Origin of the sequence: Bradyrhizobium sp. CSA112 (genome assembly GCF_029051645.1) — a bacterium.
GTDB lineage: Bacteria > Pseudomonadota > Alphaproteobacteria > Rhizobiales > Xanthobacteraceae > Bradyrhizobium.
Genome location: NZ_JAACFS010000025.1, coordinates 13980 through 26932, shown reverse-complemented (window position 1 = coordinate 26932; position 12953 = coordinate 13980). Strand labels below are relative to the sequence as shown.

Here is a 12953-nt window from a genome sequence, read left to right as displayed (position 1 = left end):
CACGAACATCCCGGCCTCGTTCGCCCGAGACGGCATCGATCACCGCCTGTTGACCCCTTTGAAGCCGATATGGAAGCGAACACAGCCCTCAGTCGCTACTCAGGAACCGCCCGGGACGCGCTTTCCGTACTGAATCACGTATTCGGCCTACCGAGCTTTCGCGGCGCGCAGGAAGAAATCGTTCGCCACGTCACGGATGGCGGCAACTGCCTGGTGCTGATGCCGACCGGCGGCGGCAAGTCGCTGTGTTACCAGTTGCCATCCCTGCTGCGCGAAGGCTGCGGCATCGTGGTATCGCCGCTGATCGCACTGATGCGGGACCAGGTCGCGGGGCTTCTGGAAGCCGGTGTCAATGCGGCCGTGCTGAATTCCACGCTGTCGTTCGAGGAAGCCTCGGAAGTCGAGCGTCGGCTGCTCGCCGGCGACCTCGACCTGCTCTATGTCGCACCGGAACGGCTTCTGACGCCGCGCTGTCTCTCCTTGCTTGGCCAAGCCAAGATCGCGCTGTTTGCGATCGACGAGGCGCATTGCGTGTCGCAATGGGGACACGATTTCCGTCCCGAATATATCGGCCTGTCCGCGCTCGCCGAACGCTTTCCCACCGTGCCGCGCATTGCGCTGACCGCGACTGCCGACGAGATGACGCGCAAGGAGATCGTGACCCGGCTCGGGCTATCCGGCGCGCCGAGCTTCATCTCGAGTTTCGATCGTCCGAACATCCGCTACGAAATCGTCGAAAAGCAAAATGCGCCGGCCCAACTCAAGGCCTTCATCAGCGAGCGTCACGCCGGTGACGCCGGCATCGTCTATTGCCTGTCGCGCGCCAAGGTCGAGGACACCGCGGAAGCGCTGACCAGCGCCGGCATCCCGGCCCTGCCCTATCACGCCGGCCTCGACGGCAGCGTTCGTGCCCGCAACCAGGATCGTTTCATCAACGAGGACGGCGTCGTGATCGTCGCCACCATCGCGTTCGGCATGGGCATCGACAAGCCGGACGTGCGCTTTGTGGCGCATCTCGATCTGCCGAAGAGCATCGAGGCCTATTACCAGGAGACCGGACGCGCCGGGCGCGACGGCAAGCCGTCCAGCGCCTGGATGGCCTATGGCCTGTCCGACATCGTGCAGCAGCGCCGCATGATCGACGAATCCACCGGCTCCGACGCCTTCAAGCGCGTCTCGATCGGCAAGCTCGACGCGCTGGTGGCGCTGGCGGAAACCGCGGGCTGCCGGCGCAGCCGCCTGCTCGGCTATTTCGGCGAGCACGCGACCTCCAGCAATTGCGGCAATTGCGACAACTGCCTGTCGCCGCCGCAGCTTCGCGACGGCAAGGTCGCCGCGCAGAAACTCTTGTCCTGCGCCTACCGCACCGGGCAACGTTTTGGCGCCATGCACCTGATCGACGTGCTGGTCGGCCGCATGACTGAGCGCGTCACGCAATTCGGCCACGACAAGCTGTCCGTGTTCGGCATCGGCACTGATCACAACGAAAAGCAATGGCGCGCCGTGATCCGCCAGTTGGTCGCCATGGGCCATCTCAAGGCTGACAGCGAGGCCTTTGGCGCGCTGAAACTGACGGAAAGCGCACGCGGCGTCCTGAAAGGCGAGACCGAGGTGATGCTGCGCGAAGCGGCACCCGGCACGCGCATCCGTGCCAGCCGCGCCAAATCAAGGCGCGGCGATCTGGCGCCGCGCGTGGAGACCAAGCCCGCCGATGCGCCCCTGCAGGCGGCGCTGCGGGCCTGGCGTGCCGACATCGCGCGCCAGCGCAGCGTGCCGGCCTATGTCGTGCTGCATGATTCGACCATCGACGGCATCGCTGCTGCACGGCCTTCGACGCTCAACGAGCTGCGCAACATCCCGGGCATCGGCGACAAGAAGCTCGAGCATTACGGCGACGAGCTGCTCGCACTGGTGCGGTCGGCCGACGCGTAGACTGTTGGAGCACGCCGACTTCTCCCTCGCCCTGCTCTTGCGGGGAGAGGGGCTGTCTCTACGAGCACCGAAGGTGGCTAGACCTGTACCCCCTCACCCGGATCGCACCGGACGATGCTTCGCATCGCCGAGGCGATCCGACCTCTCCCCGCAAGCGGGGCGAGGTTAGGAGCGCCTGTCTCCGAATCAAACTGGAATTTGCGCCGCCTCATCCATTGCGGAAGGTGTAAGCGTATCCGTTGATCGCCGGCGCGCCGCCGAGATGGGCGTAGAGCACCTTCGATCCCTTCGGAAAATAGCCCTTGTTCACGAGATCGATCATGCCCTGCATGGATTTTCCCTCATAGACGGGATCGGTGATCATGCCTTCGAGGCGCGCGCATAGCCGGATGGCTTCCTTGGTCTCTTCGGAGGGAACGCCATAGGCCGGGTAGGCATAGTCCTCGATCAGCACGACATCATCTTCGACGACCCCCCGACCCAATTCAACGAGGCTGGCGGTGCCACGGGCGATCTCGAGCACCTGGGCCTTGGTCTGGGCCGGCGTGAACGAAGCGTCGATGCCGATCACCTTGCGCGCGCGGCCGTCCTTGGCAAATCCCACCAGCATGCCGGCATGGGTCGAGCCGGTGACCGTGCAGACCACGATGTAATCGAAGGCGAAGCCGAGTTCTTTCTCCTGCGCCCGGACCTCTTCGGCAAAGCCGACATAACCGAGCCCGCCATATTTGTGCACGGAGGCGCCCGCCGGGATCGCATAGGGCTTGCCGCCCTTGGCCTTCACATCCGCGATCGCCTCTTCCCAGCTTTGGCGAATGCCGATGTCGAACCCTTCATCGACCAGCTGCACATCGGCACCCATGACGCGGCTGAGCAGGATGTTGCCGACCCGGTCGTAGACGGCATCCTCGTGCGGCACCCAGCTTTCCTGCACCAGGCGGCACTTCATGCCGATCTTGGCCGCAACCGCCGCGACCATGCGGGTGTGGTTGGACTGCACGCCGCCGATCGAAACCAGCGTGTCCGCATTGGAAGCGATCGCATCAGGAATGATGTATTCGAGCTTGCGCAGCTTGTTGCCGCCGAAGGCAAGCCCCGAATTACAGTCCTCACGCTTGGCGTAGAGCTCGACCTTGCCGCCGAGATGCCGCGACAGCCGCTCCAGTTTTTCGATATGGGTGGGCCCGAAGGTGAGCGGATAGCGTTCGAATTTCTGCAGCATCGTCGTCCCCGTTGATGGTCTGAGATCCGGGGAACGCCCTATCACCCCGCTATGGAAAGGTGCTCTCAAAATTAGCAGTTAATTTGCGTGAATCCCATGTCTTTGTCGGCCTATGCTGTTTATCCTTCCGTAATTATACAAAAATATGAGAGATTATTTCATGGGCGGCAGGCTCGATCGCATCGACCTTAAGATACTGCGTTTGCTGCAGAATAACGGCCGATGGACCAATGCCGAACTGGCCGAAACGGCCGGCGTCAGCGCCGCAACCTGCCACCGACGCACCCAGCGCCTGTTCGACGAAGGCTATATCGCCCAGGTCCGGGCGATGGTGGCGCCGCGCAAGGTCGGCAAGGGGGCGCTCGTCATGGTCGGCGTCGTGCTCGATCGCTCGACGCCGGAGAGCTTTGCCGCCTTCGAGCGGGCGATCGCGCAACTGAAATTCGTGCTCGATTGCCATCTGGTGGCCGGCGATTTCGACTATTTCCTCAAGATCCGCGTCGGCGATATGGAGGGTTTCAACCGCATCCACGGCGAACAATTGATCGCGCTGCCGGGCGTCCGCCAAACCCGAACCTTCTTCGTCATGAAGGAAGTGGTCGACAATGCACCGCTCGATTTCTGACGGCGTTCGGCATCGCAACACCGGGCTACCTTGCCCCGATGGTCTCGCCGGAACCTGGCGAGACTCTGGTCACACAGCGCGCTATGTCCTATCAACCGAGCATGACCATGAAATTTTGCCGGCAGGCTTTCGCCCTTGCCATCATTTTCATTGCAACGCCGGTCCGCGCCTCGGACGAACTTCACCGGCAAGAGCCCGATACCGTCATCTTTGCGATGATGTCCGGCAAGTGCAGCACGCTCAAGGTCGCGGGACGGGACTTTGCCTGCCGGGCCGTTGCCTTCTTCCAGACCGAGGAAGGCCGCGCGAATTTTACCGTCGCGCTCGACGATCCCGACGACACCAGCCACATTATCACATTTTCCGGCGACAACGGGCGAAGGCCGGAGGCCAATCTGTACGAATTACCGATCGACCGGATGCTGCTGAAATCCAAGGACAGGCCGAGGACCGATGGGCTGCCGGTGCCGTCGATCGAATCGACCGCCGGCCTCTGCAAGCAGGTCGGAAACTTCGTGACGCTCGAACTTTCCAGCATCACCTGCACCGCGGTCGACAAGAACGGCAAGAAATACGAGTTGCAGTACCAGTCGGACGGCACGCCGATGGCGGTACGCCGCATCAAGCGGATGCGCGTCGGCAGCCCCGCGGTATCGCCGTTCGACGATCTGAAATGAAAGGCCGCCGGCGGAAAGCCGACGGCGGCCAGTGTCGATCCACGCATGGCTCGCGACTGCGCGGACAAGCTCAGGCTAGTTTGAAATTCCTCCCATGGAGCGGAGCCTATCAGTCAAAGTCGAGCGATTGCCCTCACACGGACTTTACCGTGAACCGCCTCGCTCGCGCCCGCTCCTCGTTGGCAGGATGGAGCTCGCGATGTCGAATGCGATGGCCCATCTCGGCTTTTCTTCCTCTGCGCCAGGCACGTTGATCTGAACACCGCCGCCGTCGCTGACGGTATAGGACGCGGCCAGTACAGCGGCTTCGAGGGCGGCGCCCCGCGAATCGTAGACACCGCCGATCTTGACGTTGTCGGCAAACACCGACCAACCCAGCGGCGCCTTCACGACTTCGAACACCGATCGTTCCATTAGCTCACCTATATCACTTCACCTGTATCGCTTCCGTCCCTCGCCCACGCGGCGAATTCTGACTATGGGAGCGTGGCGCCTGGACGCGAACTTGTCGCCGGAGGTCGTCGCTCGCCCATCGGCAACCCGCAGCCCGGCCAATGATTTCACGGCCGGTGCAAGCGCGATTTCCTTCCGCACAGCATCGACAATTCGATCGAACTCAACTTCGCTCATCGCACGCTCCATTGCGCCGGGCCGGCATTCTGCCGCCAGGACGATATGAGGGACCGCGCTGAGCACAGCTCGCCATGCAAGTTTGTTGTTTGAAGGCTCGCCCGCGGTCGCTTCGATGGCAAAAAAGGGTCGAAATCGGGAACGGCGCGAATCGCGTCATGCGAAACCGGTGGCCTCCGATGACTTACGGCCGCCACCCCTTGGCCCAACTTGCCCGATGCGTGCTAGATTCGGCCACGAATCAGGAGGGTTTGCATGCCGGTAGACAGTGACAGCGCCATTGCGTGGCACCGCGCCCAGCTCAAGAAGCTTCGCGAGACCTTGAAGAACATCGAGACCGCCAGGTTCATGGTGGGCGAGCCTTCCCTATCGAGCAGGACCGGCAAGACACAGAAGACCATTGCCGAACTCGAGCAGAAAATCCGGCAATCGCAGCACATCATCGCCGCCTACGAGCGGCAGACCCGGCGGCCGCTTGCAACCGACCAGCGAAGCCTCGCCAGCGTGAGCTGGAGTAGCTGGAATGCCCAGACCGCGCATAGCCGCAATTCGCGGTAAGCCTGCCGGCCATCTGGCGGGCCCCGCGCCCCAGTTCTCGGGCTAGCGGATCGTTATGGTGGCACGCTGCGGATGCGTTCGCGGCCGAGCGACGTCAGGCGCTCTAATTCCTTACGGTCTCTTTTTCCTTCGCCTTGGCCTTGCAGGAAATCAGATACGTAAACGCCCGCGCGTTGCGCGCGATGTCGGTCGTCTTCAGTTCGGCCTTGGCGTCCGAAATCTGATACGGCACCACGCTGTTATCGAGAAAATCCCGCAAGGCTCCGGTTTTGATGGCGAAATTGATGTTCTCGGGAATGTTGCCCGTTGCCCTCACGAACTTGATGGCATTCAGTTTCGCCGCGACCACGCCGACCACGTCGCCGCTCGAGGCCAAAAGCGGCCCGCCGCTATTGCCGGGCTGAACGGCCGCGCTGATCTGCAGGAAGCGTGTATCGTTCAGGAGGCCGCTGAGCGAGCTCACGATCCCGGTCGTCACCGTGAAATCGGATGTCAGCAGTCCATGAAAGGGGTAGCCGATCGCGACCACGCTGTCGCCGGACTGGATCGCCTTGTCCCTGATCTTGGCGACGTCCCTGAACGAGCCCGTCACCTGCAGCAGCGCAAGATCGTTGGTCTCGTCGCTCGATACCAGGCGCAATTTGGCGGGCGCCTCGCCGGACAGATTGCCCTGAATGTCACCGACACATCCCTGGACGACATGCGCATTGGTCACGAGGTGTCCGTTCGTGCTCACCAGAAAGCCGGTGCCGGTCTGGTCGAACAACCTGTCCGGCCTGGCCGGCGCAGACTCAGACGTCGCCGCTGCGGCGACCGGCTTGGCGGCGGGCAGGACCGAGAAATCGCCGGCACCGGCCAATCCAGATTGCCTGATCTTGGCGACGCAATTCACCAATACCGGCAATAGCTGCCCGGTCTGGTCGAGATTGAACTGGAAGAGCCGTCCTTGCGTATAGGCGGTCATGGCCTTCGCCCGCCGGAACTGGCTGATCAGCGAAGAGTTGCTCGGCATCGGCACGCGAACCAGCTTGTCGGCGATCGGGACGCCATGAACGTTGAACGGTTGCTGGCCATCGAATGTCAGGGTCAGCGGAAAGGCCTCCCCGGTCGTCAGCCTCCATTGTTCATGCATGAAGCCGAGGCTCCACCCGCCGCCGCTGTCGATCATTACGACAAAATAGACGCCGCTGGCATATTGGCGCCTGCAGCACAATGCGAGAATGATCCGGTCTGGTCGTTGGTGTACGCTCCGCCCTTCCAGTTGCCGACGCTGATCGAACCGTAGGGTCCGCGCGCATCCGCATTCGAATTGGCAAATATCGTAAACAGCAAGACTGCGGCCGCAACAGCACGGCATTTCATAAATGTTTTCCCCACACACCCAGGGCGAGCTTATTCACCTTTGCAACCGGAGTCCATTTGGACCGCGCGAGGAGGCCGAAATTTCCTGCCGCTGCTGTTTCCCGTGCTGCTGATCGTGCTGCCGCTTCGTCCCGGCGTTTCCGCCCCAATCCGCGCGCAATAGCCGTTTACGCTCGCTGCGTCCCCGGATTTGCCTCGGCGCAGCCGTTTACTGGAGGCGCCACTGTCTGCGGGAGCGACCAAACGCCCCGGTGCCTGCCCGTTCCGGCCGCTCATTTTGATGGATCATGCGTGGCATCTTGCATACGGTAGGGGCTGGCTACTCTGCCTATTCCGGGCTAACACCGGAACCAGGGAAGCAAAAAATCACCATCGCGCCGCCAATGGCGGGCGCCAATCTGCAATAGCTGGAGGAAAATCCCGTGAAGCCAAGCGTTGTTCGGTGCGTCCTGTTTACAGTTCTGGCGGTCGCATCCGCCGTAGCCGGCCAGGCGCAGGCCCAATCATGGCCGGAGAAGCCGATCACCTTCATCGTCCCGTTCGCGGCCGGCGGCGGCACCGATGCCTTTGCCCGCCCGCTCGCAGCCCAGCTCGACAGCCAGTTGGGAAAACGCGTGCTGATTGAGAACCGCGCCGGCGCGGGCGGCACGGTTGGCGCATCGCTGGCGTCGAAGGCCGCGCCGGATGGCTACACCTTCTTCATGGGCGCAGCGCATCACGCCATTGCACCGTCGCTCTATCCCAATCTCGACTACAATTTCGAGAAGGACTTCGTTGCAGTTGCCCTGGTCGCGCGGCCGCCCCAGGTCGTCGTCGTCAATCCCGAGAAGGTCGCTGCCAAAACGCTGGCTGAATTCATCACCTACGCCAAGGCCAATCCGGGCAAATTGAACTACGGTTCTGCCGGAGCCGGTACCACGCATCACCTAGCGGGCGAGTTGTTCAAGATCCTGACCAAGACCAACATCCAGCACGTCCCCTATCGCGGGGCCGGGCCCGCGATGCAGGACCTCATCGCCGGCCACGTGCCGGTCGTGTTTGACGGGCTCGGTTCGTCGGCCGGGCCCGTCAGGGCCGGGCAGTTGCGCGCGCTTGCGGTCGCCGCGCCGAAACGCGTGGCTGCATTCCCCGATCTTCCGACCGCCGCGGAAGCAGGCCTGCCCGGTTATGAAGTGTCGACCTGGTACGGCCTGTTCGCACCCAAGAACACGCCGCCGGCAATCGTCCAGCAGATGGCCAAGGAAGTGCAGAAGGCCATGCAGACGACCGCCATCAAGGAAGCCTGGGAGCGCAACGGCTCCGACGTCCCCGATGTCACGGGTCCTGCGTTCGCGAAAATGGTTTCATCGGAAATCGAGCGCTGGCGTAAGGTCGTGACCGAGGCGAACGTGAAGCTGGATTAGCCTAGTAGCGCAGGCGCGGCACCCGCTTTCATGGCGAGTTCGCCGCGCCGTGCGCGCTGATCAGTTATCCGCGCGCACGCCATAGCGCATGAAGTCGTCTTCGATTCCGGCCTGGATCGTCCTTGCCGCGGAAATATCGGCATCACCACCAGCCTTATCGCCGCTCTTGAGCCTGGCGAGCCCGCGCCCATAGAGCGCACCCGCCAGCTTCGGATCTACCCGCAGTGCGGAACTGAAATCGTCGATCGCCGCGGCAGCTTGTCCCATCTTCAGGTGGATCAGTCCACGCGAGTCATACGTGGCGACGTCGTTCGGCCATGACTGAAGCACCTTGTTGCAGTCCTCAAGCGCAGCTTGCAACGAGCCAAGGATGGCCCGGGTCCAGCAGCGTCCGCTCCACGCGGCTTCCAGATTGGGCTCAAGGCGAATTGCCTCGTCGTAGTCCCGCGCCGCGCGATCATACTCGTTCTTTTTCAGGTAGACTCCGGCACGGTTGACGAAAGCTCTGCCGTAGTTCGGATTCAGCCTGATCGCTTCATTGAAAGCTTTGAGGGCGAGGTCGTATTCGCCTTTCCTCAAATAAGCCGCGCCGCGATTGTTGAAGGGTTTTGCGTAAGTCGGATCGAGCTTGATCGATTGATCGAAGTCAGGGATGGCGCGGTCAATGTCTCCATTCGCCGTATGGGCATTGCCACGATTGTTATAGGCAATCGCAAGCGCCGTCGCCGTACCCTGACCCGAATCGATGAACGCCGTGCAACCATTGATTCGGGCTGCAAACGACGCGCGATCCGAGCCATTGCACAACGTAATGTTCTCCAGATTGCCGCCCTTCTTGGGATTCTGCGCGGCAGCCGGCGAACCGAGCAGCAGCAAGGCAAAAGCAGGCGCAAGGCCCTGAATGACGCGCCCGCTCGCTGTGCATTTCATATCAGGCTCTCCGATCCTGGCACTCGCGCTGCCGTCGATTTGAGCTCCCGAGACCTCGTTCGCTGACAGGTCTTTCACAACGCGAATGGGCCTAGCATCCCCGACAGATGTTCAGATTTGATTTTGGATAGGGCTTTTGGTCCGGTTGCTGTGCTGCTGGTGCGCCCGGCTTTGGCGTGACCCTGCTTTTGCCTTCTTCGATGAGGGTGGAAAATCTGACTGTCCCGTCATCCGAAATTTCGATGCGCGGCGTGGTGCCTCGAACGCCCATGGTCGCGACCGGCGTGTCGACTTTCATATCGCCGGTCTTCGCTACTTTGCCCGCGACAAAGGTGAAGGTTCCCTTGGTTAGGCTGAACAAGGTCGAGTTGGATAGACTATTTGGATCGTACACGAACTCGTTCAATGCCATGCGCGCGTTGTTCGACAGGTTGAACGACGTGCCGTCGGTGAAGTTGATACCGACCCGGCCGTCGGCGCCGGTCGCAACGACATCGCCCTGATAGACGAGATCACCTACCTTCGCCTGACCGGCTTGACCTGAGGTGCTGGCCTGAACGACCATCGCACTCGCGCGTTCAAGTGTGACCGAACCCGTGGCGACAACAATTTTTCCGATTGGTTTTGACGCGAGATCCTGAACGGCGGGCCTGACTTGCGCGTGAGCCGGCCCGGCGAAAAAGCCGGCTGTCGCCAGAACGAAGCCTGTCATCAATGCAGCAATAGCATGCGTCCACATGATCCCCCCTTCCTGAGAAGATCTTGTCCGAGAGAGCGCTCACGGTCGCTTTGAACCGTCGGCCAAGGCGACATTAGCCCCAACATTAGACCCGATGTCGGGGGAAGGCATTATTCTATCACTGCTCAAAAGTATTACTCCTTTTGAGCCTAAAGCCTACCGGCCATGGATTGGGGTAGCTTGGAGTCTTGGCGGCTAGCCTTCGGCTGGCCGCGCTAAGCTATTTTGACCTGAATATTTTGACCTCATGGGCTGGGCAAAGCCAGACTACGAAAATTTCGCACGAGGGGCGGGGGTTGAAGCCATGCTTGTCGGGTCCCACGCCGAGACTGGGGACGAACGTAAGGCCGCGGCTGCTCCGCTTCCCCAAATTATCGGCAACGTTCAGACCGCGGCCGGTTCAGGCCCCCTCGGGCGTGCGACCTGCACGGCCGCTCAAGTTCCGGGCGGCGGTCCTCGCAGCCGGGCTCATGCCGGCAGGTTCGGCATGCTGTGGCTCACGGCACTGACCTTCTCGCTTACGAAGAAGGTCCAGGCCGCCGACCCGGGCGTCACATTCCTGGACGATGGCAACATCACATACAAGGACCTCGAGCACGGCTCATTCGAGCTGGTCACCAAGGAGGTGATCCCGCGACACTTCGTCGTTGATGATCCTGGACAGACTATCGTCCTGCGTTCGCAGGGGTCCTCAGTCAGCGTCAGTCAGAGCACAAACTCCGCTGCGCGAATGGCTGAACTGCAGGCGGCCCAGCAGGAGGCGCTCGCCATCTACGAGAAGGGACTGGGGTCGACGGGATCGAGCACGCCTCCTCCCCTCGAGCGGCTACCGGTGCAACCGATCAATTTCATTCAGATTGATGACTCTACCCCGGAGCAGGAACTGCCTGCTTTGCCCGCGGTGATCCTCGCATCAAGCCCGGAGATGATTATCGGACAACTGCCGCCTCCGCCGCCGACGCCGCCGACGCTGAATGCCGTGGTCGGGCCGACCGAAATCGACACCACGGTCTTTGACGTGTTCACCACGACAAGCGGCACTTTCCTTGCCAGTAGCCCCAACAGCGACGCTACCCTGACCTTCGGCATCAGCGGGGGAAACCCCAGCAGCACCGTCATCGACGGGGTGACGTACGATGTATCGAACGCTGGTCCCTACGGCACGCTTTACGTCGACAGCACGACCGGCGCCTATACGTTCGTTCCGGACAATGACGCGATCAATGCGCTGACCGAGCCCACCACCACGGACTTCATGGTCACCGTATCCGACGGCACGCTCTCGGCCAATCAACCCTTTACGATCGCCATCAACGGCAGCAACGACGCGGCCATCATCTCCGGCGCCACCGATGGCACGGCGATTGAGGCCAGCGGCGTCGCTAACGTCGCGCTCGCCACGCTGAGCGCCACCGGGACGCTCACCAGCGCCGACGTCGACGACGCGCCCAATACTTTTATGACGGTTGACACTCCGACCGCGAGCGCGCAGGGCTTTGGCACCTTCACGATGACGGCGGCTGGTGTATGGACTTACACGGTCAACGACTCCAACGGCGCGGTGCAGGCACTCAATGTCGGCGATAAACTGACCGACTCCTTCACGGTGACCACGATCGACGGCACCCCCCAGGTCGTGACAGTCACCATCAACGGCACCAACGACGCAGCAGTCATTTCCGGCACCACGACCGGCTCCGTGACCGAGGACGGCGGCACCAAGTGCGATCTGCCGACCGCGACCGGCACGCTGACCGCTACCGATGTCGACAACGCGTCCGGTTTTACGGCGGTCAATTGCCCGACGGCTAGCGACGCCGGCTATGGCACCTTCACGATAACGCCGGACGGCGTGTGGATCTACATGCTCGACGACAGCAATTGCGCGGTGCAGGCACTTAATGTCGGAGACACGTTGATCGACACTTTCAAGGTGACCGCCCTGGATGGTACCGAGCAACTGGTGACGGTTACCATAAACGGTACCAACGACGCCGCGATCATTTGCGGAACCAAGCAAGGCTCGGTCATCGAGGCTGGCGGCGTGGCCAATTCGGTATCTTGCAAGCCAACCGCGACCGGCACGCTCACTGATACTGATGTCGACAACGCTCCCAACACCTTTACGGCGATCGCTTCGCCGAAGCCAAGCGATGGCGGCTATGGCACTTTCACCATGACGACGGATGGCGTCTGGACCTACACGCTCGACAACACCAATTGCGAAGTGCAAGCGCTCAACGATTGCGACACGCTAACCGACTGCTTTACAGTGACCACCATCGACGGCACCCCGCAGGTGGTGACAATCACCATCAACGGCGCCAACGACGCCGCCGTCATTTGCGGCGCCACGACCGGTTCAGTAACCGAAGCTGGCGCTTGCACATACGGTACGCCGATCACGACCGGCACGCTCACCGATACCGACGTAGACAACACGCCCAATACGTTCACGGAGGTGTGCTGGCCGAAGGCGAGCGATGGCGGCTATGGCACCTTCACAATGACGGCGGATGGCGTCTGGATCTACAAGCTCGACAACGCCAATTGCGACGTGCAGGCACTGAACGACTGCGACACGTTGACCGACACCTTCACGGTAACCACCATCGACGGCACCGCCCAGGAAGTGACGATCACGATCAACGGCGCCGACGACACGTTTCACTTCAAGGACAAGATGTCCGACGTCAAAACTTCTGACGTCATCGACCTTTCCCCCGAAGACGCTTCAGGAGCCAGTGTACCGCCGGCGACGACAGAGACAGCCCAAACGATCGAACTGTCTGCACAATGGTCCGACGGTTTCAGTTGGAACCAGCCGGGTATCGCTGTCACTACCCAAGCGCCGCACGATCTGCTCGTGTGATGG

Annotated in this window: 11 protein-coding genes; 6 read left to right on the top strand and 5 right to left on the bottom strand. The window is 61.7% G+C overall.

What is annotated here, in order from left to right:
* The first annotated feature begins 69 nt into the window (after nt 1-69).
* Nucleotides 70-1932, top strand: a complete 1863-nt coding sequence (gene recQ, locus GWE18_RS29635; RefSeq protein WP_275189266.1) for a DNA helicase RecQ — start codon at nt 70-72, stop codon at nt 1930-1932.
* A gap of 208 nt (nt 1933-2140) precedes the next feature.
* On the opposite strand, the gene GWE18_RS29630 is transcribed toward recQ, so the two are convergent.
* Nucleotides 2141-3154 carry a 1-aminocyclopropane-1-carboxylate deaminase gene (locus GWE18_RS29630; protein ID WP_275189265.1) on the bottom strand — a complete coding sequence of 338 codons (1014 nt, stop codon included), beginning with the start codon at nt 3152-3154 and terminating at the stop codon, nt 2141-2143.
* A gap of 160 nt (nt 3155-3314) precedes the next feature.
* Between GWE18_RS29630 and GWE18_RS29625 the strand changes: the two genes are divergently transcribed.
* Nucleotides 3315-3779: an Lrp/AsnC ligand binding domain-containing protein gene (locus GWE18_RS29625; RefSeq protein ID WP_275189264.1), complete on the top strand. Its 465-nt coding sequence runs from the start codon at nt 3315-3317 to the stop codon at nt 3777-3779.
* A 101-nt stretch (nt 3780-3880) separates the two neighbouring features.
* Nucleotides 3881-4456, top strand: a complete 576-nt coding sequence (locus tag GWE18_RS29620) for a hypothetical protein (protein WP_275189263.1) — start codon at nt 3881-3883, stop codon at nt 4454-4456.
* A gap of 144 nt (nt 4457-4600) precedes the next feature.
* Here GWE18_RS29620 and GWE18_RS29615 read toward each other — a convergent pair whose 3' ends face one another.
* The gene (locus tag GWE18_RS29615) at nt 4601-4870 is read right to left on the bottom strand and encodes a hypothetical protein (RefSeq protein ID WP_275189262.1); all 270 of its coding nucleotides are present in this window, start codon (nt 4868-4870) and stop codon (nt 4601-4603) included.
* A gap of 471 nt (nt 4871-5341) precedes the next feature.
* Between GWE18_RS29615 and GWE18_RS29610 the strand changes: the two genes are divergently transcribed.
* On the top strand, nt 5342-5644 hold the full coding sequence (locus GWE18_RS29610; RefSeq protein ID WP_275189261.1) for a hypothetical protein: 303 nt from the start codon (nt 5342-5344) through the stop codon (nt 5642-5644).
* Between the two features lie 103 nt (nt 5645-5747).
* On the opposite strand, the gene GWE18_RS29605 is transcribed toward GWE18_RS29610, so the two are convergent.
* Nucleotides 5748-6776: a trypsin-like peptidase domain-containing protein gene (locus GWE18_RS29605; RefSeq protein ID WP_342804309.1), complete on the bottom strand. Its 1029-nt coding sequence runs from the start codon at nt 6774-6776 to the stop codon at nt 5748-5750.
* Between the two features lie 652 nt (nt 6777-7428).
* Here GWE18_RS29605 and GWE18_RS29600 point away from each other — a divergent pair.
* Entirely contained in the window at nt 7429-8409 is a 981-nt protein-coding gene (locus GWE18_RS29600) for a tripartite tricarboxylate transporter substrate binding protein (RefSeq protein WP_275189260.1), read from the top strand.
* A 60-nt stretch (nt 8410-8469) separates the two neighbouring features.
* Here GWE18_RS29600 and GWE18_RS29595 read toward each other — a convergent pair whose 3' ends face one another.
* Both GWE18_RS29595 and GWE18_RS29590 read right to left on the bottom strand, forming a co-directional pair.
* Nucleotides 8470-9339, bottom strand: a complete 870-nt coding sequence (locus GWE18_RS29595) for a tetratricopeptide repeat protein (protein ID WP_275189259.1) — start codon at nt 9337-9339, stop codon at nt 8470-8472.
* 91 nt (nt 9340-9430) lie between these two features.
* Nucleotides 9431-10078: a FecR family protein gene (locus tag GWE18_RS29590; RefSeq protein WP_275189258.1), complete on the bottom strand. Its 648-nt coding sequence runs from the start codon at nt 10076-10078 to the stop codon at nt 9431-9433.
* 247 nt (nt 10079-10325) lie between these two features.
* On the opposite strand from GWE18_RS29590, the gene GWE18_RS29585 reads away from it, so the two are divergent.
* A complete protein-coding gene (locus tag GWE18_RS29585) occupies nt 10326-12950 on the top strand; it encodes a VCBS domain-containing protein (RefSeq protein WP_275189257.1) in 2625 nt (874 codons plus the stop codon).
* Nucleotides 12951-12953: the final 3 nt, after the last annotated feature.